The 23,178-nt window shown below is 62.6% G+C and carries 19 protein-coding genes; 1 reads left to right on the plus strand and 18 read right to left on the minus strand.

The features are described 5' to 3' along the window. Positions 1-178 precede the first annotated feature (178 nt). The 13 genes from pstB to BTW07_RS12505 all read right to left on the minus strand — a co-directional run bounded on the left by pstB (position 179) and on the right by BTW07_RS12505 (position 17,784). A complete protein-coding gene (pstB, locus tag BTW07_RS12445; protein ID WP_083941829.1) occupies positions 179-1,003 on the minus strand; it encodes a phosphate ABC transporter ATP-binding protein PstB in 825 nt (274 codons plus the stop codon). A gap of 20 nt (positions 1,004-1,023) precedes the next feature. After that, positions 1,024-1,875, minus strand: a complete 852-nt coding sequence (gene pstA / locus BTW07_RS12450; protein WP_075570504.1) for a phosphate ABC transporter permease PstA — start codon at positions 1,873-1,875, stop codon at positions 1,024-1,026. Between the two features lie 16 nt (positions 1,876-1,891). Then, the gene (pstC, locus tag BTW07_RS12455) at positions 1,892-2,830 is read right to left on the minus strand and encodes a phosphate ABC transporter permease subunit PstC (RefSeq protein ID WP_075570505.1); all 939 of its coding nucleotides are present in this window, start codon (positions 2,828-2,830) and stop codon (positions 1,892-1,894) included. A 106-nt stretch (positions 2,831-2,936) separates the two neighbouring features. Next, complete coding sequence (gene pstS / locus BTW07_RS12460; protein WP_075570506.1) at positions 2,937-3,980, minus strand: phosphate ABC transporter substrate-binding protein PstS; 1,044 nt, start codon at positions 3,978-3,980, stop codon at positions 2,937-2,939. Between the two features lie 324 nt (positions 3,981-4,304). Then, positions 4,305-5,519: a Bcr/CflA family multidrug efflux MFS transporter gene (locus tag BTW07_RS12465; RefSeq protein ID WP_075570507.1), complete on the minus strand. Its 1,215-nt coding sequence runs from the start codon at positions 5,517-5,519 to the stop codon at positions 4,305-4,307. Positions 5,520-5,774: 255 nt separating this feature from the next. Then, complete coding sequence (locus BTW07_RS12470) at positions 5,775-6,281, minus strand: STAS domain-containing protein (protein ID WP_075570508.1); 507 nt, start codon at positions 6,279-6,281, stop codon at positions 5,775-5,777. Beyond that, a complete protein-coding gene (locus BTW07_RS12475) occupies positions 6,274-7,413 on the minus strand; it encodes a PP2C family protein-serine/threonine phosphatase (protein ID WP_075570624.1) in 1,140 nt (379 codons plus the stop codon). The genes BTW07_RS12470 and BTW07_RS12475 overlap by 8 nt, the downstream gene beginning before the upstream one ends. Before the next feature lie 16 nt (positions 7,414-7,429). Further along, positions 7,430-8,176, minus strand: a complete 747-nt coding sequence (locus tag BTW07_RS12480; RefSeq protein ID WP_075570509.1) for an MlaA family lipoprotein — start codon at positions 8,174-8,176, stop codon at positions 7,430-7,432. After that, on the minus strand, positions 8,176-9,306 hold the full coding sequence (locus BTW07_RS12485) for a beta-ketoacyl-ACP synthase III (RefSeq protein WP_075570510.1): 1,131 nt from the start codon (positions 9,304-9,306) through the stop codon (positions 8,176-8,178). Before BTW07_RS12485 ends, BTW07_RS12480 begins: the two co-directional genes overlap by 1 nt. 84 nt (positions 9,307-9,390) lie before the next feature. Further along, positions 9,391-13,428, minus strand: a complete 4,038-nt coding sequence (gene hrpA / locus BTW07_RS12490; RefSeq protein WP_075570625.1) for an ATP-dependent RNA helicase HrpA — start codon at positions 13,426-13,428, stop codon at positions 9,391-9,393. Between the two features lie 98 nt (positions 13,429-13,526). Next, on the minus strand, positions 13,527-15,263 hold the full coding sequence (locus BTW07_RS12495) for an AMP-binding protein (RefSeq protein WP_075570511.1): 1,737 nt from the start codon (positions 15,261-15,263) through the stop codon (positions 13,527-13,529). Positions 15,264-15,392: 129 nt separating this feature from the next. Next, the gene (locus BTW07_RS12500; protein ID WP_075570512.1) at positions 15,393-17,189 is read right to left on the minus strand and encodes a VWA domain-containing protein; all 1,797 of its coding nucleotides are present in this window, start codon (positions 17,187-17,189) and stop codon (positions 15,393-15,395) included. Between the two features lie 91 nt (positions 17,190-17,280). Next, positions 17,281-17,784, minus strand: coding sequence for a hypothetical protein (locus tag BTW07_RS12505; RefSeq protein WP_075570513.1), 504 nt, complete (start codon positions 17,782-17,784; stop codon positions 17,281-17,283). A 218-nt stretch (positions 17,785-18,002) separates the two neighbouring features. On the opposite strand from BTW07_RS12505, the gene BTW07_RS12510 reads away from it, so the two are divergent. Continuing rightward, the gene (locus tag BTW07_RS12510) at positions 18,003-20,069 is read left to right on the plus strand and encodes a S9 family peptidase (protein ID WP_075570514.1); all 2,067 of its coding nucleotides are present in this window, start codon (positions 18,003-18,005) and stop codon (positions 20,067-20,069) included. Between the two features lie 59 nt (positions 20,070-20,128). On the opposite strand, the gene BTW07_RS12515 is transcribed toward BTW07_RS12510, so the two are convergent. The 5 genes from BTW07_RS12515 to BTW07_RS12535 all read right to left on the minus strand — a co-directional run bounded on the left by BTW07_RS12515 (position 20,129) and on the right by BTW07_RS12535 (position 23,097). Then, positions 20,129-20,584, minus strand: a complete 456-nt coding sequence (locus BTW07_RS12515) for a YcgN family cysteine cluster protein (RefSeq protein WP_075570515.1) — start codon at positions 20,582-20,584, stop codon at positions 20,129-20,131. 77 nt (positions 20,585-20,661) lie between these two features. Next, positions 20,662-20,952, minus strand: coding sequence for a YcgL domain-containing protein (locus BTW07_RS12520; RefSeq protein WP_075570516.1), 291 nt, complete (start codon positions 20,950-20,952; stop codon positions 20,662-20,664). Beyond that, positions 20,949-22,073: a ribonuclease D gene (locus tag BTW07_RS12525; protein WP_075570517.1), complete on the minus strand. Its 1,125-nt coding sequence runs from the start codon at positions 22,071-22,073 to the stop codon at positions 20,949-20,951. Before BTW07_RS12525 ends, BTW07_RS12520 begins: the two co-directional genes overlap by 4 nt. Positions 22,074-22,165: 92 nt before the next feature. Beyond that, positions 22,166-22,771, minus strand: a complete 606-nt coding sequence (recR, locus tag BTW07_RS12530) for a recombination mediator RecR (protein ID WP_075570518.1) — start codon at positions 22,769-22,771, stop codon at positions 22,166-22,168. Beyond that, positions 22,771-23,097, minus strand: a complete 327-nt coding sequence (locus BTW07_RS12535; RefSeq protein WP_075570519.1) for a YbaB/EbfC family nucleoid-associated protein — start codon at positions 23,095-23,097, stop codon at positions 22,771-22,773. Before BTW07_RS12535 ends, recR begins: the two co-directional genes overlap by 1 nt. Between the last annotated feature and the right edge of the window lie 81 nt (positions 23,098-23,178).

Genomic DNA, 23,178 nt, shown 5'->3' on the forward strand with positions numbered 1-23,178 from the left:
AGCGGTAATCCTAATGGCACATCCTGTGAATCGAGACAGTAGCACGAACCCCGAGCGGGTTCGTTGACGTAGTGCAAAGTACCGGAAAACTCCTCATTGACGATGCGCCAACGTAAACGCCCCCGAGCCATCGCTCGGGGGCGTCCGATGATACCGACCCAGACCAGGTGCTGACTGATCAGCCGTAACGCCCCGTGATGTAGTCTTCGGTGCGTGACTCCTTCGGCTGGGTGAATATCTTGGTCGTGTCATCACACTCGATCAGGCTTCCCAGATACATGAAGGCCGTGATATCCGAAATACGGGCCGCCTGCTGCATGTTGTGGGTCACGATGACGATCGTGTAGTCCTTCTTGAGTTCGTTGATCAGATCTTCGATATAGCCGGTCGAGATGGGGTCAAGCGCCGAGGTCGGATCGTCGAGCAGGATCACCTCCGGCTTCACCGCAATGGTACGGGCGATACACAGGCGTTGCTGCTGTCCACCGGAAAGCGCCTGCCCGTTCTGCTTGAGCTTGTCCTTGACCTCGTTCCAGAGTGCGGCCTTGCGCAGCGCCCACTCGACACGCTCCTCCAGTTCCCGGGCCGACAGCTTCTCGTACAGCCGAATCCCGAAGGCGACGTTATCGAAGACCGACATTGGAAACGGTGTCGGCTTCTGGAACACCATACCCACGCGGGAGCGCAGCAGGTTGAGGTCGACCCCCGACTGATAGATGTCGTAATCATCGAGCAGGATCTGCCCCTCGGTCCGGATCCCCTCGTAGAGATCGTGAATCCGGTTGAAGCAGCGAATGAGCGTCGACTTGCCGCAACCCGACGGCCCGATGAACGCCGTCACCTGGCGCTCGGGAATTTCCATGGAGACGTTCTTGATCGCCTGGAATTTGCCGTAGTAGAGGTTCAGATCGTCGACACGCAATTTGGTGGCGACCTGCGGCGCTGGCTTGGCATCGGGGCCGCTGGCGTCGCGTTTCTGCTTGAGTTGAAGTTCGGCTGTCATGGCAGTCTCGCAGCTGGAAATCAGGAACGCTGGCGCGAGAAATAGCGCGCCGCAATGTTCAGAATCAGAATGGCAGCGGTCAGGATCAATGCCCCGCCCCAAGCCAGCGCAACCAGGTCGGGAATGAAGGCGTTGATCGTCATGTTCTGGTAGATGGTCATCGGCAGGTTGGCCATCTCGCTACCCAGGTCGAAGAAGTTCCACTGGTTGGAGTTAAGCGAGGTGAACAGTAGCGGGGCCGTCTCGCCACTGATCCGCGCGAAACCGAGCAGAATGCCGGTCAGGATGCCCGCGCGCGCACCGCTGTAACACACTCGTATGATGATCCAGTAGCGGTGGGCGCCGAGCGCTGCTGCGGCCTCCCGTAACGAGTTGGGGATCAGGCGCAGCATGTCCTCGGTGGAGCGAATCACGACCGGCACGATGATCACCGTCAGTGCCAGCACGCCCGCCCAACCGGAGAAGTTGCCCATCGGCACCACCACCATGGCATAGATGAAAAGGCCAATGATGATCGACGGCGCCGACAGTAGAATGTCGTTGATGAAACGGATCACCTTGGCCATCATCCCCTTGCCACTGTACTCCGCCAGCCAGGTGCCCGCGGCGACGCCGATGACCGTCCCGATCACTGTCGCCGCGCAGGTCATGATGAAAGTCCCCCAGATCGCATTGCCCAGGCCGCCGCCGGTCATGCGCGTGCGCTCGACAAAGGTCGAGGGCGAGATCGCCCCCAACCCTTTGGTCACTAGCGTAAAGAGAATGGCGAACAGAAAGGCAAACCCGATCAGGGTTGCCACCTGACACAGCACCATCACCAACTGGCTGAGCCGTTTGCGACGGCGATAACGCGGCGTTTGACTGATATTCATGGTTCTCTCCTGCCGCTCAGGCGTGGCGACCGGTACTGTTGCGCAGCAGATAGCGCGCGAAAGCCAGTACCGCGAAAGTGATCAGGAACAGAATCAGGCCCAATGCCAGCAGTGCCGAGCGCTGAGAGCCGTCGGATTCGGAAAACTGATTGGCGATCAAGGCCGCGATCGATGTGCCCTGCCCGGTCAAGGTGGTGTTGAGGAACAGGTTATTACCAATGACGAACGTCACGGCCATGGTTTCACCCAGCGCACGCCCGAGCCCCAGTACGACGCCACCGACCAGGCCAGTCTTCACTGACGGCAGGATGACGCTACGGGTAACTTCCCAGGTGGTGCAGCCCAGACCATAGGCGGACTCACGCATGACCGCGGGTACGGTATTGATCACGTCCCGGCTCACGGCGGTAATGAAAGGAATGATCATCACCGCCAGAATGATACCCGCCGTCGTCAAACCGGTGCCGGCGGGAAAGACCGTGGGGAACCACGTGCGCAGCAACGGCGCCAGCACTTCCATGCCCCACATGCCGTAGATGATGGAGGGAATGCCTGCCAGCAGCTCGATCAGGGTACTCAGCGGCTGGCGCAGAAATCCGGGGCATTGCTCGGTCAGAAAGATGGCAATGCCAAAAGAGATGGGCACGGCAATGACGATCGCGATGAATGACGTCAGCAGCGTACCGTAGATTGCCGGCAGCGCGCCGAAGACTTCGACATTGGCTGCCCAGCGATTTTCCGTAAAGAAGTCCAGACCATAGCGTTGGATCGCCGGCCAGCTGGACACCATCAGTGACGCGATAATCGCCCCTAGCAGCAGCAGTACGGCAAAAGCGAAGGCGAACAACGTGCGCTCGAACCACACATCGAAGCGGGCCTTGCGTTGGAGCCGCTTGCGGGTGGCATCGCTGAGATGCCCCAGACCGCTGGCTTGAATCGCGTTGGAGGTGGACATCTTCATTCCTCATCGACTTGCCAACATGCCGCCAACCGGCGGCATTCGATACAGCGCCGCGACGGAGGCGGTCGCCCGCCCGCCGTCGCGGCATGTCATGCAGTGATCACGGGTTCCAGACAGCACTACCGTCCGATCCCTTGATCTCGCTCCAGCTGTCACGAACCATCTCGGCAACGTTCTCCGGCATCGGCACGTAGTCCAGCTCCTTGGCCATGTCGCCGCCATTGCTGTAAGCCCAATCGAAGAACTCGAGCGCCTGACGAGCAGCGTCGGCGTCCTGAACTTCCTTGTGCATCAGGATGAACGAGGCACCGGTGATCGGCCAGCTCTCGTCGCCCGGCTGATTGGTCAGCACCAGGTACATGCCCGGCGCCTTTTTCCAGTCGGCATTGGCGGCGGCAGCCATGAAGGCTTCCATGTTCGGCGCGACGACGTTGCCGGCCTGGTTCTTCAGGTGCACCAGACTCAGATCGTTCTGTTCGGCATAGGCGTACTCGACATAGCCGATCGCGCCATTGGTGTTGGAAACCTGGCTAGCCACACCGGCGTTCGCCTTGGCGCCCACACCGGCAGGCCAGGCGACGGACTTGCCTTCACCCACGGTGTTGGCGAAATCTTCGCTGACCTGCGCCAGATAATGGGTAAACAGGAAGTTGGTGCCAGAGCCGTCGGCACGATAGACCGGCGTGATCTGGGTATCCGGCAGATCCAGACCCGGGTTCAATTTGGCGATGGCCTCGTCGTCCCAGTTGGTAATCTTGCCCTGATAGATGTCAGCCAGCGTCGGGCCGTCCAGATTGAGCGAGTCCCCTTCAATGCCTTCGACGTGGAACGCGGCGACCACGCCACCCATGACCATCGGCCACTGCATCAGGCCATTCTTGTCGAGCTCTTCCTTGGTCATCGGCGCGTCACTGGCACCGAAGGTGACGGTCTTGGCGACGATCTGCTGGATGCCACCGCCGGAACCGATCGCCTGGTAGTTGAGACCGATCCCCGACTCATCCTGATAGGCATCTGCCCACTGCGAGTAGACCGGATACGGGAAGGTTGCACCGGCACCGGTAATGGTGTCCTGGGCCTGGACACCGGCGGCGCCCAGAACCATCGAGCCGGAGATGAGCGCTGCGAAGACATGTTTAAGCATAGCGATATCCTGTTTCCACCTTGAATGCGTGAGCGATAACGACGTTGCGAAGGTTGCCAACACTCTCAGCGCTCACCGTACGTCAGTGTCGTGACAGTTTTATGACACCCATGCAGCAACGTTAGCGGAGGCTGCGGGATCATGCCCGCCATTGACGAAAAAACCATCGCGCGATTGCCTGAATCCTCAGGGTCGTCAATGGCTTTTCGATGTAGCTTGGCGCGTGAGCGTCACAACCTTCGCGTCTTCACGATGACAAGTTTTGATGACAGCAGGATGACAATCGTCAAGCAGAGTAACGATAGCGCCGCTTCCGGTAACGACTCATGACGTCGCCTTGTCGGTATTGGCTTGGCCCTTGAGCGCTCGACCGGCCAGCACGCGGACAGCGATATTGCCCAGCAGCGTGGCGCCCAGCATCGTCAGCACCGTGGGCCACGCACTGGCCAGTTCGAAAGCGCCCACCAGCGCGCCGGTGACGGCACCGCAGGTGAACTGCAGACAGCCCTGCAAGGCCGTTGCCGTGGCGCTCATGCGCGGGAAGTGATCCAGCATCGACGACATCGCGTTGGGACTGATCAGACCCTGCATCCCCACGAACACCACCATCAGCGGCGCGATGGTGAATATGGAGTCCAGCCCCGTCGCGACCATGGCGACAAGCGAGATCCCCGCCACCAACTGGATTCCCAGACCCAGGAGTAGATTCTGCTGCGGGGTGCGAATCTTCAGCAGTCGGATATTGAGCCGGCTGGATGACGCCATGATCAGAATGTTGGCACCGAACACGAACGGATAGAGCGTGGTCGAAAGCCCGTAGTGCTCCATGTAAAGATAAGGAGACCCTGTAATGAAGGCGAACATGCCGGCAAACGACATCGACACGGCACCGATATAGCCCATCGCCTCGCGGTGCTTCAGCACGCTGGCATAATTACCCAGAATTTGACGTGCAGAGGGGGCTTGCGGATCGCGACCGTGGGTTTCGGGAAGATAGCGACCGAGCAGCCACAGCACGAATGCGGCGTAGAGGGCGAGGAACAGAAAAATCAGCCACCAGTCCGCCAGGTGCAGCAACGCACTGCCGATAGCGGGAGCCACCAGAGGTGCCATCATCAGGATCATCACCATGGTGGACATCACCTTGGCTGCCTCTCGCCCGCTGAACCGGTCACGCACGATCGCCGCGGAATTCACCACGCAAGCGCCACCGCCCAACGCCTGCACGAAGCGCCATCCCCACAGCGTCGCCAGTGAACCCACCTGGGTCAGTGCCAGGCTGGCGATGAAGAAGACTCCCAGGCCGAGCATCAGCACCGGCTTGCGGCCAAACCGATCGGATAGCGGCCCACAGACCAATTGGCCGAGCGCGAACCCGAGCAGGAAAACACTGAGAGACAGTTCCGTATGGTGCACGCTGGCACCAATCGACGCGGCCAGCGACGGCATGGCCGGCAGATAGGCATCGATCGCCAGTGGTGCCAGCGCCGTGTTGGCAGCGACCAGAAACGCCAGACGGCGTGCGCTCAACGTCGTCACATACACTCCTTGGACAGGCCACGATCCTCACCAGCTCGAGAGTCCGACATCCGCAACGAACCGGAGCCAATGAGAACGAAATAAAAACGTCTCACCGGAACGGCAAGACGAGAGGGGTTCAATTCCGACGCGGTGACAATCGAGCGACCGATGTGGCGACCGCTGACATCAGACGTCTATATCAAAGCGGCGCATCCACGCTGGCCAAGACATCATGACTGCCGAGACATCATGACTGCCGCCCCGGCAACTGCTTCAATGGTGCGAGGAAGCGTTGGCGCGCTGTGACTCGAGCAGGTCGACGAACGGCTGGAACTCGTGTCGATTGTGCTCGCTCATCCGCATCAGGATGCGATGCGCTTCGAGGATCCGCTGCTGAATGGCACTCTCGTCAGTTTCGACCTGCGGCAGCTCATCCAGCTCCGACGGTTCGGTCAGCGGCGCCTCCAGCAACGTGAAATAGCGGGCGAACCCCATGACGTCCAGCATACGTCGCACGTCCGGATGCTGGGCGATGATCGTGGGAGGATCCTCGAGCCGCCCCTGCACGGCCATCGCCACCTTGGCCAGAAACCCCAGCGCCGTCGAATCGACGTTGGTCGCCGCACGCAGGTCGACCATCACCGCTCGCAGGCCAGGCAGGTCAGCGAGGCGCTGCGCCTCGGCGTCCAGCGTGGCGCAAAGCGTCAACCGTACGTCGCCGCACAGTTTGAGCACGAACACGCCCGACTCGAAGGCCGCCTTGATGCGCCCGTCAATCATGGTCGAAACCACTCAATGTCATCATGCTGAGATCATCCGGTAGAGGATCCCCCAACGCCAATCCTTCCCTCAGATCGTCGACGCCGGTGCAGTGTGTCGTGCGGAGCTCGAGTTCCTTGAGCCGCGCGTCCAGTGAATTCTCCGGCAGGCATTCCAGAACGCCGTCGGAGCAGAACCAGAGCCGGAACGACTCGGGCAGAGAACAGCCGTAGATGGGGTACTCGACATCTGGAAACAACCCCACGGGCGGCCCCGAGCCTCCCAGATAAGCGCTACGCCCTTCTGTCTGGAGAATCGGCATCGGCAGCTGAGCGCCGAGCGCATAGTGCAGAAAATGGCGCTCATGGTCCAGCACGCCGGCGAAAACCGTGGCGTGCTTGCCAATCCCCGTCTCCAGCAACTCGCGATTGAGCTCGCCCAGCCACCGTGACGGAAACGCTTCCGGCAGCAACGTTCGCCACTGGGCCAGCCAGCGGTTGCAGAGATACTTCAACAGCACGGTGACGAAAGCCGACGACGCGCCGTGTCCAGCCACGTCAGCGAAATAGAAGAAGCTGTAGCGATCGTCACAGCGCTGGAAATCCAGAAAATCACCGGAAAGGTAGAGCGATGGCGCGAACCAGTAATCGCAGCGCACGCCGAGGTGAGTGACCCCGGGAGACGGTAGCAACTTGCGCTGCACATGCCCACCGGCTCGCTGATCGTCGCGAAGCATCTCGAGATGTCTTTCGAGGCGATCATTCAATGCTTCGAGTTCCGCTCGACTCTGGCGGTGCTCGCTCGATAGCCGATCCAGCTCCAGCGCCCGCTCGATCAGACGACGCAGAATATCGGCATGCTTCAGCGGCTCCACCAGATAGTCGATCAGCCCTGCGTCGATCGCCTTGTGCAGATCGCCATCGAGACGGTTTTCGCTGATCACGATCGTCGGCCGTCCCACCGCCAGCTGCTCCCAGCCCTGGTGGGAAACGGCACGCACGTGGGCAACGACCAGATCACAGCGCGCCGGCAGGGTCGAGACCGAAATCGCGACGCGGATCTCGGCGTCGAGGCGAGAGAGCTCCTCGACCAGCCGTTCACGATCCGGCCCGGGCAGGTCGATCAAACCGATCACAGGCAGCGCGTCCGACAGCGTATTGGCCACAGGTCTACTCGGCGAAGTCGTCTTCACTGTATTCGAAATCGTCACCGAAACCGCCACTGGCAAACGGATCCTTGCCCGCTGCGCCATTGGTGACCTCGAACTGGCGACGCTGCAGATAGGCATCACGAATGAAACTGTAGCGATCGCCTTGAATCAGCGCCTCCTGGTCAAGCAGACCGGCCCGCAGATCCACGAATCGCAGGAAGGTCAAACCGTATCGCCATTTGTCATCCTCCACATAGGTGACCGGGTAGGTGTAGGCATCGACCGGTAAACCACTGGCATCGCGAACCGTGCTTGGACCGAAGATCGGCAGCACCAGGTAGGGCCCGGAATCGACACCCCAGGCACCCAGTGTCTGACCGAAATCTTCCTCGTTTTCGTTCAGCCCCATTCGCGTAGCCGGATCGAGCACGCCGCCGACACCCAGAATGGTGTTGACCACGAAACGTCCGGACGCCACGCCAGCATTGCCCCACTGCCACTGGAGGATGCTGTTGAAGACCGTACGGATCTCACCCAGATTGGAGAAAAAGTTGCCGACGCCATCCTGAACCGGGTCCGGGGTGACGGTGTCATAACCCTGCGCGACCGGCTTCAGCGCATAGCGATCAAGCGTGTCGTTGAACTGATAGACACCGCGGTTGAAGCCTTCCCACGGATCCTGAGGATTGGAATCCTCACCCGTGGAGGCGCAGCCGCTCAACGCTGTGGCGATACAGATACCGCCCAGCCAATGGATCGATTTCATCAACACGCATTTCCTTTACGCAGTATCACACTGCCCGCACTGTAGCCCGCACCGAAGGAACACACCACCCCTACGTCGCCCTCCTGCAACTCGTCCCGGTGCAGGTGGAAGGCAATGATCGAGCCTGCCGAACTGGTATTGGCATAGCGGTCGAGAATGATGGGGGCTTCCGCGATCGATGCTTCACGCCCCAGCACTCGCTGAGCAATCATGTCGTTCATATGACGGTTGGCCTGGTGCAACCACAGCTTCTTGACCGAATCCCCGGTTAGCGACTGGCTTTCCAGATGATCGAGAATCAGCGCTGCGACCATCGGACAGACCTCCTTGAACACTTTGCGCCCTTCCTGGACGAAAAGCTTGTCCATGGCGTCCGGTTCATCGTCGGCAAGACGGTTGAGAAATCCGAAATTGTTGCGGATGGCGTTGGAAAACCGGGTCACCAGACGCGTGCCAAGCACCGTGAAATGCTCCCGGTCCTTCGCCAGATGATCGGCCTCCAGCACGATGGCCGTGCAGGCATCGCCGAAAATGAAGTGGCTGTCGCGATCGCGAAAGTTGAGGTGCGCCGAGCAGATTTCAGGGCTGACCACCAATACCCGCTCCAGACTGCCGGCACGGATCGCATTGGTCGCCATATCGATGGCGAACGTCGCGCTGGAACAGGCCACGTTCATGTCGAAGGCATAGCCACCCGCGCCCAGCGCTGCCTGCAACTCGACCGAGACCGCCGGATAAGGTCGCTGGAGGTTGGAACAGGCGACGATGATCAGATCGAGCTGATCGGCACGAATGCCAGCGTTATCCAGCGCTTGGCGGGCGGCAGCCACGCCCATCTCGGCTTGTACCGACAGCGCCTCATTGGCGCGCTCGGGAATTCGTGGCCGCATACGCTCGGGGTCCAGAATGCCGTTAGCTTCCATCACGTAGCGGCTTTCGATGCCAGAGGCCTTGGCAATGAAGGCCTCACTGGAGTACGCCAGCGGGTCGCGTTCACCTTTCATGATCGCGTCCGCGTGACGAGAATTTTCCGCATCGACCCAGCTATTGAAGCTGGCGACCAGCTCGGCGTTATCGATCGAATCCGGTGGCGTGAACAGGCCCGTCGCGGTAATCACGGCTTGCGTCATCGGCTGTTACCTCCTGCGGCATCGGCCGCTTGTAAGCATTACGCGCATCCGCCAGCGGTGGATGCAATATGGCGAGCCCTGCCATCACACGGACTGCCCGGTTATTTCCTGCCAGCGTCGCGTCAGACGCTTTTCCGATACGCTCTCCAGCGTGCCCAACTGCTGAGCGAATAGCGAGACTCGCCACTCCTGCAGCCACCAGCCGAACTCGACGAGATCGGCATCGACGATACCGTCGCGATGCGTTTTCTGGCGCCGCGCATCGACACGCTGCTCCCACGCCTGCACCTGCTGCATGGCCAGCTGATCCCGACGCAGATCGCGGGGCGCCTTTTCGAGACGAATCTCCGCCGCCTGCAGATAGCGCGGATAGTGTGTCAACCACGGGCCCGCGTCGCGCACGAATCCGGGATAGACCAGTCGCTGCATCTGCGCCTTCAGATCGCTGTAGGTCAGCGCCATTGCCAGCGTGACATTGCCCTTGAGTGCCTTGGTGACCGCCAGGTGGCCTTGCAACGCCTTGTGCAGGTGATCCAGCAGCGTCTCGGTGTAGGCGACCAGTTCGCCACGCCACTGCTCGAGACGAGTGTCGAATTCCTCCCGTGATCTCGGCAGCGGATCGGCGGCCACGGTCTGGGCCAGACAGGCATCGACCACATCGCGGGCCAGTTGCTGCTTACTGCCCACCTTGGCGAACAGCAGCGCACACTGCTTGAGCTTGGGCAACTCGCGCTGAATGTAGCGCACCGTATCGGGCAGCCGACGGCGGGCCAGCCGCACGACACCTTCGCGATGCGCCGACGCCGCACGTTCGGCGTGATCGAACCAGGCGATATGAAAATCGTCTCCCTCTGCCACCATGGCCGGATAGACTTCGACCTGAATGCCGGCCTGGCTGGTCGTGCGAGAATCCGGCAGCGCTGTCTCGGGCAGATCCTCGAGTCGTTCGGCGGTCTCTTGCGGCGTCGCCGCCAGCGCCTTGGCGCCTGCCGCGGCGGCCTCGCCGAAGCGTGTCTGCAGCGCGCGCAGGTCGCGCCCCTCCCCCAGCACCTTGCCGTGGTGATCGACCACACGCAGGTTCATCACCAGATGCGGATCGAGCTGATCGTGTCGCCAGGCCGATGCGTCGAGCCGGGTCCCGGTCCTGATCCGCAGAAACTCCCCTAGCGCTTCCTCGACCGAGCACTCGTCCGGAGTCAACGAGACCAGAGCAGCGTCGACCCAGTCGGGAATCGGCACGACCTGTCGACGCATCGTCTTGGGCAAAGCCTTGAGCAGCGCGATGCATTTCTCGCGCAGAAGCCCCGGTACCAGCCAGCTCAGACGTCCTTGTGGCAATTGCGCCAGCATCACTGCCGGCACGGTCACGGTGACACCATCATCACTGGCACCGGGCGCGAAGTGGTAACTCAGCGGATAGCGAACGCCGTTGAATACCAGCTCGTCCGGATACTGATCGACGTTCACGTCATCGGCATCCCGCGCCATCAGCACCGCTTTATCGAGCTTGAGGATGTTCGGCGTGTCACGCTCGGCCTGTTTGCGCCAGTTCTCGAAACTGCGCCCGCCAGCCACCTCCGCCGGAATCCGCTCGTCGTAGAAGGCGAACAGGGTTTCTTCGTCGATGAGAATGTCGCGTTTGCGCGCCCGATCCTCGAGGTCCTCGACCTCGGCGACCATCGCCCGGTTGTGCTCGAAAAAAGCGGCCTTGGTCTGGTAATCGCCTTCCACCAGCGCCCGTCGCAGAAAGAGCTCACGCGCCTCCTGGAGCGCCACCTTGGCGTAGTCGACGCGGCGGCCGGTGACGATCGGCAGTCCAAAGAGCGTCACCTGCTCCAGCGCCACCACCTGGGCCCGTTTGCGCTCCCAGTGCGGCTCGCTGTAGGTACGCTTGATCAAATGGGCCGCCTGCGGCTCGATCCACTCCGGCTTGATCCTCGCCACGTCCCGCGCGTAGAGACGGCTGGTTTCCACCATCTCTCCGGCCATCACCCATTTGGGCGGCTTGCGCGAGAGACCCGACGCCGGATGAACCAGGAAGCGGCGATTTCTGGCACCGAGAAACTCGCGACTCTCCGGTTGCAGCTGCCCCAGATTGGAGAGCAGCCCGGATAACAGCGCCTGATGTAACCGCTGAGTATCGACCTGAGGCAGTCTGGCGGGCTCTTGCGCCAATGCGGACGCCCCCTCGGCGGAGCCGACGGCTGACTGGCGCGCTTCGCTGTCGCCAGGCTGCATGGCAGACGACAGCTCGAGTTTCATCTCGCGGGTCAGCTGGCGCAGTTGGCGATAGGTATCGTGCCACTCCCGCAGGCGCAGATAGTTCAGGTACTGATCGCGACACCAGCGCCGCAGTTGACTGCTCGAGAGCGTCTCGCGCATGGCGTCGAAGCCGTGCCACAGGTTGAGCCAGGCGACGAAATCGGAGTTGGGGTCTTCCCACTGCTTGTGGCGTTGATCGGCGGCCTGGCGTTTCTCCGCGGGCCGCTCGCGGGGATCCTGGGTCGCCAGCGCACTGACCACGATCAGCACCTCGCGCAGACACTGAAAGCGCTCGCCCGCCAGCACCATCCGGGCCAATCGCGGGTCGATCGGCAGCCGCGCCAGCTGGCGTCCGAGGTCGGTGATACACTCGCCATCGTCCACCGCGCCCAGCTCGAACAGCAGCCGGTAACCGTCCTTGACGAAGCGAGCGTCCGGCGCGTCGACAAACGGGAAGTCGAACACGTCGCCCAGCCTGAGCGACAGCATCGACAGGATCACCGAGGCGAGGTTGGTGCGCTGGATTTCGGGTTCGGTGAATTCGGGCCGCGACAGAAAATCCTCTTCGCTGTAGAGCCGGATGCAGACCCCTTCGGCGACGCGCCCGCAGCGTCCCTTGCGCTGATCGGCACTGGCCTGACTGACCGGCTCGATCGGCAGCCGCTGGACCTTGGCGCGTGCGCTGTATCGACTCATCCGAACCAGGCCGGGGTCGATCACGTAGCGTATCCCGGGGACGGTCAGCGAGGTCTCGGCGACGTTGGTGGAGAGCACGATGCGTCGGCCGGCATGGGACTGGAATACCCGATTCTGCTCGGCGTTGGAGAGCCGCGCGTACAGCGGCAGGATCTCGGTGCTCTTGAGCTCGGCGCGACGCAACACGTCCGCGGTCTCGCGGATATCCCGTTCGCCGGGCAGAAAGATCAGGATATCGCGCGGACCGCTGTACCAGCGCTTCTCGCGTTCGATGCGCTCCACCTCGTCGACCGCTGCCAGGATCCCTTCCTGCAGCGTCAGATCCTCCTCTTCCCGCGATTCGCGAACCAGCGGCCGGTAATGCACTTCGACCGGATAGGCGCGTCCGGAAACCTCGACAACGGGGGCCGGCTGGATCTTGCCATCGCGCTCGACGGCAAAATGTCGGGAGAGTCGTTCGACGTCGATGGTTGCCGAGGTGATGATCACCTTGAGATCGGGACGACGTGCCGTCAGCCGCTTGAGATAGCCGAGCAGGAAGTCGATATTGAGGCTGCGCTCGTGGGCTTCATCGATGATGATCGCCTCGTAGCGCATGAGATCCGGATCATGCTGCGTTTCGGCCAGCAGGATACCGTCGGTCATCAGCTTGACCAGGGTGTTGTCACTGCTCCGATCGGTAAAGCGAACCTGATAACCGACCTGCTCGCCCAGCGGCACCTGGAGTTCTTCGGCCAGGCGCGATGCTACCGAGCGCGCCGCCAGCCGGCGGGGCTGGGTATGCCCGATCATGCCACGCCGCCCAAGCCCCAGCTCCAGGCAAAGCTTGGGGAGCTGCGTGGTCTTGCCGGAGCCGGTTTCGCCGGCGACGACCAGGACCTGATGATCGCGCAGGGCATCGAGGATGGTCTCGCGCCTGGCGGCGACCGGCAGCGACTCGGGATAGTTCAGCGTGACCGGCTGACGTTGCCGGCGCGCCAGCGCTTCGCTGGACGCCGTCAGCCGCGCGTCGATCTCGCCCAGCGACCGATCGATCGGCTTGCCGTCACGGGCTCGCCGCGCCAGGCGCTGGAGCCGCTGACGCTGCTCATGAGCGTCACGCAGCAGACAGCCGTCCAGGCGCGTTTCCAGGTCATTCAGGGCTTGCAGTGAGGGGGAAGCGATAGCGCTCAAAGAGATCCTCTACGTCGGCGAGATAACGGCAACCACAGGTTCGCCATCCATGGCGGTGGCGAACCTGTCATTGTAGCGCCGTCGGCGGATCAACTCACGTCCGAGGAAGATCGCCGTTCCGTCGACGTCGTATCGCCAGCCTTGCCGGAGGATGCGGATTCAGCGCTGGATGCCTCGTCGCGAAGCTCACGCCGCAGTACCTTGCCGACATTGCTCTTGGGCAGCTCGTCACGCAGTTCCACGAACTTCGGCACCTTGTAGCCGGTCAGCTCCTTCTTGCACCACTGACGCAGCGCCTGGGGATCGAGACGATCGTTGCGCGCGACCACGAACAGCTTGACGGCTTCTCCGGTCTCTTCATCGGGGACACCGACGGCCGCCGCTTCGACGACATCGGGATGGCCCGCGACGACTTCCTCGATCTCGTTGGGATAGACGTTGAAGCCCGAGACCAGAATCATGTCTTTCTTGCGATCGACGATCTTGACGTAGCCGTCGTCCAGAATCACCGCCATGTCGCCGGTGCGCAGCCAGCCATCGGCATCGAGTGCTCTGGCGGTGTCGTCCGGGCGGTTCCAGTATCCCTTCATGACCTGGGGGCCCTTGACGCACAGCTCGCCGCGCTCGCCCCGCGGCAGGGCTCGGCCATCGTCGTCGACGACCTGAACCGACGTTCCCGGCACCGGCTTGCCAATAGTGCCGATCTGCGGCGCCTCCGGCGGATTGACCAAGGCGATGGGCGAGGTTTCGGTCAGGCCGTAACCTTCGACGATGCCGATCCCCGTCGCCTGCTGCCAGCGCTGTGCCCCGGTCTGGGTCAGCGCCATGCCGCCGGAAATCGTCATCTTGAGCCGGGAGAAATCGAGCGCCTTGAAATCGTCGCGCTGACACAGCGCATTGAACAGGGTATTGAGCCCCACGAATACCGTGAAAGGGGTCTTCGACAACGTCTTGACGAAACCCGCGATATCGCGGGGATTGGGAATCAGAATATTGTGCTGGCCGGTCACCATGGCGAACAGGCAATTCACCGTAAAGGTATAGATGTGATAGCACGGTAGCGGCGCGATGATCGTCTCCTCACCCTCGACCAGCGCTCTGCCGACCACTTGCTTGGTCTGCAGCATGTTGGCGATCAGGTTGTGGTGGGTCAGCATGGCGCCCTTGGCGACCCCGGTGGTGCCGCCGGTGTACTGCAGCGCCGCCACGTCGCCGCCGTGACTGACAACCACATCGGCCTTATGCCGGCTACCCACGGTCAGCGCGTGCCGGAAGCCGATCGAGTCGGGTAACGAATAGCGCGGCACCAGCTTCTTGACGTATCGCACCACCCCGTTGATCAACGATCTTTTCGGCCAGGGATGAAGGTCCGCCATCTCGGTGACATAGACATGCCGGATATCGGTCTGGTCGAGCACCTTTTCCAGCTTGTGGGCCATGTTGGCCAGCACCAGTATCGCCTTGACGCCGGCATCGCGAAACTGATGACGCATCTCGCGCTCGGTGTAGAGAGGGTTGGTGTTGACGACCACCAGCCCGGCACGCAGCGCGCCGAACACGGCGACGGGAAACTGCAGCACGTTGGGCAGCTGAATCGCGATTCTATCGCCGGGTTCCAGATCGGTTTCGTGCTGCAGCCAGGCAGCGAAGTCGCCGGAAAGCCGGTCGACGTCCCGATAACTCAAGGTATGGCCCAGGCAGCTGAAGGCCGGCTTGTCGGCGAATCGCTCACACGCCTCGGCGATGATGTCGTTAATCGACGCGAACGCCTCCATGCCCTCCAACGGCGGCCCCGTCTCGATGCACGGGCTGACGCTATCGCTCATAGGATCTCCTTGATTCGTGACGGTTATCGATCTTATAACAGGATCGTGCCAGCAAGGCGTTGCCACCAAGGTTGTAAAGCGATCGTCGGGACGCTGCGATACGCCGCCATGACTCCGGGCCGCGACTGCCTAGATCGACGGCTCCTCGCGCCGGGCCAGCCGACGACGGCTCACCGCCCGCCGCCAGCGAAGCAGCATCCATAGCAGCACGATGACCGCGATGACGATCCAGGTCACCGGACGCTGGGCGTAGGTTTCCACGTAGGGTTTGGCAAATCGCCAGCTCTGCCGGGCTTTATCGACCGCGATATCGGCCATCTGCGAGGCGGTGAGTCCGTCGGTGAAAGTGTCGCTGTCGTCGGCATCCAGGCTATCGTTCTGCTGGCGAGAATCGCTGGTAATGCCGTGGTCGAGATCCGCGCCGTTCAAGCCCACCGCAGCCTCCGGATGCAGACGCACCACGGGCAGATCGAAGTGCAGCGTACGCCCGCCAAGCTGGGCCTCGGCGGCGATCTCGACCGGCAGTGACTGTCCGGGATCGGTCTGAGGTATCGCAATCGTCCACTCCCGGTCGCCGCTCTGGCGAATATCGAGCGCTCTACCGGTGAGACTGGCACTGAGCTTGGTGTTGTTGACGTCGAGATCCGGATGATTCGCACGCACCACGATCCGGGTACCATCCTCGCTCAGCACGGCACTCAGGGCAGCGACCACATTCACTGTCTGCACTTGCTGGCGAATCATCCGATCACTGCGCGCCGTGATCGTCAGGCGGGCGTTGCCCAGTTGATCCGCGCCCGGCAGCTCGCCTTGGAAATGATCCTGAGCAGGGGCCAGTTCGGTGTCGGCGAGCACCGCACCGTCGAGATCGCGCAGTTCGGCACGCACGGTGAAATCCTCGGGACGCTCGTCGGTGCCCAGCGCTCCGCCATCCGACGCCAGCCACACGTCCAATGGCGTCGAAAAACCTCGATAGAGCGTCGCCGGGAGCGGCGCGCTGCGCAGGACCGTATCGGCATGGATACCGACACGGCTATCGGCGCCGATATCACCGTCGATCTGCCATTCGCCCGGCGTGGGGTCGGGCACGGTAATCAGGTCGTAGCGGTCACTGCTCTGCCACTCCACCGAGCCGGGATGATCGTCGCGCGAGTAGCGCTGCCCGTCCGGACCGATCAGCACCGGCGAATCGGCATCCGGCGCGTGAAACAGCAAGGCGTTGAATTCGTCGATATCATCATCGACGCGAAAGCGCTGCTGGTCATCGATGGGTACCTGGTCGCCGGGCAGGATACGATCGAGAACATCCAGAAAGGCCCGTAGCAGCTCTTCCGGCGTGTTGGCCACGGCCGCCAGCCCACCGGTGGTCTGCGCCACCTGCTCCAGCAGGGGCAGGTCGACGTTGTTGGAGAGCGCAATGGGATGCACGACGACGCCGCGCGACGCCAGCTCCGGCGCCAGCTCGTTGATGATGCGCTGGCGTGAAGCGCTGTCACGCGAGGTCTTGTCACTGCCGGAAGCCGGCAGGTCGACCATGCCATCGGTCAGCAGGATCAGGTGTCGATTGGCGCTATCCGGCGCCGCACTCGACGTCTGGCGCAGCGCACGCTCGATGTCGGTGAATTGCTGATAGTCGGTCAACTGGGCGCCCATGCGCCCGGCCCGATCACGCCATGTCTCGACGACCTCGCCACTCGGCAACGGATTGGCGACGGTGGTGCCGAAAGTCCAGATGGACCCTCGCGCGCTGGGCGGCAGCAGCGTGGCGGCGAACTCCAGCGCGTTGGCGCGCAGGTTCTGGGGGTCGTTCTGCTTCATGCTACCGGAAACATCGATCACCATTCTCACGTCCGGAGCGGGCTGCGCCAGCGTCCAGGCGGGAAAAAGCGCCGCTACCAGTACCCCAATCAACCACAACGCTCGCATCTCTCGCTTCCTTGTCGAAACACACCTCAGGCGTTGGCGGCGGGCATCTCGCCCGAAGCATCGACGCCTTTCAGCCGCTGTCCTGCCGGAATCAGTTGACTACCGGCTCTCGCCGCTCTCCAGGCTTGCCCCGACCCTCTTCGGGTTTACGGGCAGGACGCCGGGGCCTGGTCTGCGACGCAGAGCGTTCACGTGACGGGCGCCTGGAGCGGCCCGATCCGTTGCCCGCGTCGTCATTCTCATCGCCGCGGCGGCGAACCAGCAGTCGCCAGGCCATCAGGCCCAGCGCCGCCCCGATCACGGCGCCCACCAACAGCAGCGGCAACGCCCCGGCGACCTGCCCGCCATCGTGCTGAACCACGCCAACGGCCATCACCACGATCGCCGGGGCCAGACCGGAGTAGGTTTCCCCCGGTTGCAGCAGCGGCAGCGAGAACGGTGCCACCATCCACAGTCCACCGGCGACGACCCCTAGCACTATCAGCCGCGGCAACAGCGGCAACCAACGCACACCCAGATAACCGGTGACCAGAACGATCAAGGAAAGCACGCCATAACTCAGCCAGAGTTGCGGCAGGGAATCGGAAAACAGCATGGTAATGACTCTCGATTCATACGATTTGTGCCATGGTACACTCCCAATCGAGAAAGCACAGCCGCCGCTAGCAGCCGTGGAAACGCGGAGCCCGGGCGCGACTGCCGCAAGCCATCTTTCTCGAAGCGCATTTCCAGACGCGCTTCTACCGAAGCGCCTTGGAAACCTCATCGAGGCGCTTTTGAAACATCCTGCCCGCAAGGATTCTCCCCCGACCCATGTCCCGTTCGCAGACGACCCAAGCGCTCCCCGCCATTCACTTCCGCCGTGATGACGACCCCGACTGGCACTGGCTGGAATCGCGCGACGACCCTCAGGTCAAGGCTTTCCTACGCGCGGCCAATCGCGAAAGCGATGCCTTCTTCGCCCCGTTGACGGCACTGGAAAATGCACTCTATGAGGGCCATCTGGCGCGCCGGGAGCTCAAGGTGACCGGTTTGCCCACGGCGCTCGATCGATTCCGGTACTGGAGCGAAACGGCCGGCGATGCCGACTACCCGCTATGGTGGCGACAAGCGGTGCAGAGCGACGCCGCTCCCGAGCTGCTGCTGGACCTCGAGGCTCGCTCGAAAGCGCACGATTTTCTCGAACTCGGTGATATGGCGATCTCGTCGGACGAGGAGTGGCTGGCGTGGACCGAAGACGCCAGCGGCAACGAGTATTTCGATCTCTATCTGAAACGGTTGCCGGACGGCGAACCGCAGCGTTTACGCCGCCGTATCGGCCCGGACCTGGTGTGGGCGGAGGATAACCGTACGCTGCTTTTCACCCGTTACGACGCCACGCAACGGCCCGCCAGCGTATGGCTGCTGCGCCCCGAGGATGATCACTGCGAGAAGATTTTCGAGGAGATCGATGTCGAATTCTGGGTCGGACTGGGCAAGACACGCTCGCGCCAATGGCTGGTGCTGGAAACCGCCTCGAAGGATACCGCGGAGTGCCACCTGATTCCGGCGCGTACGCCAAAGACCCCGCCTGTCTGCGTACGGCCGCGGGAAACCGGCATCGAATACGCCCTTGAGCATCGCGGCGACCTCTTCTATGTGCTGCACAACCGCGACGGCTCGCACTTCCGCCTGGATACGGCGCCGGTATCGCAGCCGGCGAACTGGACGCCACTGGTGCCACATCGCGACGACGTCACCCTCGAGGGCGTCGACGCCTTCGGCTGGGGGCTGGTCGTCACCGAACGGGATCATCACGAAGCCCAGGTCTACCTGCGCGTGATCGAACTGACGGGCGACGAACTCGGCAGCGATGTCCAGCTAACCGACGGCGTGCCAGGGGCTCGGCTTCCCCTCCCCGAGGCCCCCTGCAGCCTGGCGCTCGGCGACACCCCGGATTTCCACACGCGTCAGCTGCACCTGCGCGAGGAGTCGTTCACCTTGCCGGTGCGCTGGATCGAGCACGATCTCGACAGCGGCAAGCAGCGCGTTCTCAAGACCCAGCCGCTCTATGGCGATCTGCAGCCTGACGATCTGACCTGCCGACGACTCTGGGCCGAAGGGCACGACGGTGAGCGCATTCCCGTTTCGGTGGTGACCAGAGCCGACAGCAACGGCCAGTCGCCGATGCCGACACTGCTCTATGGCTACGGCGCCTACGGTGAAGTCCTGGACCCCTGGTTCTCGATTGCCCGGCTGGAACTGCTGACCCGCGGCGTGGCGTTCGCGGGCGCCCACGTACGCGGCGGCGGCGATCGCGGCGAGCCCTGGTATCTGGCGGGCAAGCTCGAGCACAAGGAGAACAGCTTCAGGGACTTCATCGCCGCACGTCAGGCACTGGTGGCCGAGGGCATTTCCGATCCCGATCGGATCGCCGCCTACGGGGCGAGCGCCGGCGGCCTGCTGGTCGGCGCCAGCCTCAACCTCGCGCCGGAAGCGTTCTGCGCGGCCGTGCTCGATGTCCCTTTCGTCGATGTGCTGCGAACCATGGAAAATCCTGATCTGCCGCTGACCACGGCGGAATATACCGAATGGGGGAACCCGGACGAGCCCGCCGTCCGTCGGCGCATCCGCGATTACTCCCCGCTCGACAATCTGACCGCCCAACCCTACCCCACGATGCTGTTGCAAGGCAGTTGGCACGACTCTCGAGTGCCTTATTGGGAGCCTGCCAAGCTCTATGCCCGCATGACCGAACTTGGCAGCGCGCGAGGGCCGGTGCTGTTACGAACCGACATGGCGTCCGGACACGGGGGCGCATCGGGTCGATTCAAGGCGTGGCGGGACAACGCCCGTCAGGACGCTTTCATCCTGTGGGCGCTGGGACTCGACGCTCTCTGACGGGGGTGGCGAATCAGGCCATCATCGAATGAATGCGAGGCAGTCGACTGAGGTCAAGCTCAGGGCCGTTCGTCGAGGGGAATGATCTCGATGATGTGCTCTTCATAATCGGCCTCGTCGACATCGGCCTCGCTGACGCCAAAATGGCGAACGCTCATCTTGCGCTCGTGCATGCGACGATCGCTGCCGCTGCGTAGCGGATGCCAACTGGCCAGTTTGCGACCCTCGGCAAGCCGTCGGTACGCGCAGCTATGAGGCAACCAGTGAAACTGGTCCAGGTTCTGCAGGCTCAACTGGGTGCACTCCGGCACCCGCTCGAATCGATGCGTATAATCGCTGCAGCGGCAGCTGCCGATATCCAGCAGATGACATGCCACGTTGAGCGTGGCGACATCTCCCGTCTCCGCATCTTCCATCTTGACCAGACAACATTTGCCACAGCCATCGCAGAGCGCCTCCCACTCCTGCCGAGTCAGCTCCTCGAGGGGAAACTGCTCCCAGAATCGTTCACGCATAGGACTCTCCTCGCCTGCTATCCGTGGCACGCAACGGACACGCAGCGCGGCCCGTCATCATCGTCATTGCCACGCCATCATTCGTCACGTGGGGAGAACAGGTCCAGCACCTCGGGATCCTTTGGCGGCGGCATCTGCAGGTAGAACCCCTGGGCCCGAATCGCGGCCATGACCTTGATCACATCGACACGCGCCAGCGGCCGCTCGGGCCGCAGCAATAGCGTCATGACCGACATCGGTGGGCCAAACTGGTCACGCAGCGATTGCGGAACTGCCGCCATCCCGCGCGCCTTGTCGAGATACAGGTACATCTCGTCTCGGCGCGGACTCTTGAAGACCTCGCAGATCAGGCGGGAAGCATCCGTCACGCCGCGGCCTGCTCGGCCAGTGCCTGTTCCCAGCCGGCCGCCAGCTGCCGACCCCGCCACCCGCTCGGCAACGGTAACGCCGTCTGCCTGAGGTGGGCAGCCACCACGGCTTCCATCTCCGTCCGGTTGGAGAGTCGTTCGGGCGCCACACCCAGCGCTTCGGCGCGTGCCTGGACGACCTGCTTCAACGCCTTGAGCCGACGCTTGAACGCAGGGGATGTGGGTATCGGCAGCGGCTCGCAGAGCTCGGCCTCGTCCCGATGGTGCGCGGCCTTGACCAGCGCCAGCAGGGCGTCCCCTTCACGCTTGACCAGCGTGGGCGTCATGCCATCGATTGCCGCGAGCTCGTAACGGTTCTGCGGCATGGCATCGGCGATCGCGAACAGCAGACTATCCTTGGCCAGCCATCCCCGCGGCACGTCCCGACGACGAACTTCGGCCTCGCGCCAGACGGTCAGCTCCCGATACGCCTCGATCTGGCGCGGCTTCAAACGCCACAGCTGCCGGTGGCGGGCGTACCACTGATCCCCCGAAGCCCCATCGCGCCCCTGACTCAACGCGACGCACTCCTCCTCGAACCAGCTCTCGCGCCCCAGCTCCGTCAGCGCCTGGCGCTGCTGATCCCAGATCGCCGGCAGAAACACCACATCGAGAGCAGCGTAATCCAGCTGGGCCGGTGTCAGCGGCCGTTCGAGCCAATTGGAGCGGGTCTCTTCCTTGGGCAGGTCCACCCCGCAGCGTTGCGCGACCAGACGCCGATAGCCCATGGCCGGATCCGAGCCCAGGAAAGATTCGGCAACCTGCGTGTCGATCAGCGGCGCTACCTTGACGCCGGCCCACAGTGACAGCACCTCGAGATCTTCGCTGCAGGCGTGGATCAATTTCGGCGGCCCGCTACTCAACAGCTGCTGGAGACCGTCGCTCACCGCCACCGCCTTGGGGTCGACCAGGTAGACGACATCACCCGCCGTCAGCTGGATCAGCGCCGGCACGGGATAGAAGCTCGACTCCCGGAAGAACTCGGTATCCAGCGCGACGATATCCGCCGTGGTCAGCGCCTCGCAGGCGACCTGCAATCCTTCCGGGGTGTCGACCCAACATAGCGAATAGTCAGAACTCATTCAGATTCCTTGCGGCCATGGACGAGGCCCGGCAGTACGGGAAATCAGTCGGGGCAATGGCGAGATTCGTCCCGAACCTCGCGCCCCACGTCTTAATCGTAGGAGAACGGTTGCCGCCCCTGAAACGCGCGGCTGAGCGTGCCGCCATCGACATACTCCAGTTCACCGCCCATGGGCACGCCGTAGGCCAGACGTGAGAGCTTGGCCTCTCGCCCGACCAGATGTTCGGCGATGTAATGCGCGGTCGCTTCGCCCTCGACGGTGGGATTGGTTGCCAGAATGATCTCGTTGACCGCCTCGGCGGCGAGCCGCGCTTCCAGCTGATCCAGACCGATATCGTCCGGACCGATCCCGTCGAGCGGTGAGAGATGCCCGTGGAGCACGAAGTACTGACCGCGATAGCCTCCGGCCTGCTCGATCGCCAGCATGTCAGCCGGCGACTCGACCACGCACAGCAGCGCCGAGTCCCGCCGCGGATCCTGGCAGACCCCGCACAGCGCCTCTTCGGTCAGCGTTCGACATCGCTCGCAATAGCCGACCTGCTCGATCGCCTGGGTCAGCGCCTGCGATAGCCGCCGGCCGCCGTCGCGATCTCGCTCCAGCAAATGCAACGCCATCCGTTGTGCCGTCTTGGGCCCGACGCCCGGCAACACGCGCAGGCTTTCCAGCAACTGCTCGACCAGGGGTGAAAAGCTCATCAGAACGGCATCTTCATCCCGGCTGGCAGATTGAGCCCGGAGGAGACTTCTTCCATCCGTGCCTTGGACTGGGTCTCGATCTTGCGTGAGGCATCGTTGACCGCGGCTGCCAGCAGGTCCTCGAGCAGCTCCTTGTCTTCCTGCATCAGGGAAGGGTCGATCTCGACGCGACTGACATCATGGCGACCGTTCATGGTGACCTTGATCATCCCGGCGCCGGCTTCGCCCGACACCTCCATCTGCGCGATCTCTTCCTGAACCTCCTGCATCTTCTCCTGCATTTCCTGAGCCTGCTTCATCAGATTGCCCATGCCACCCTTGAACATGACGAACTCCTTCGAGATTGGGAATACTTTTGAAAAATGGAAGTACTGTTGAAAAATGGAAGTACTGTCGAGAGCCTTTTA

This window comes from Salinicola socius (assembly GCF_001937195.1).
GTDB lineage: Bacteria > Pseudomonadota > Gammaproteobacteria > Pseudomonadales > Halomonadaceae > Salinicola > Salinicola socius.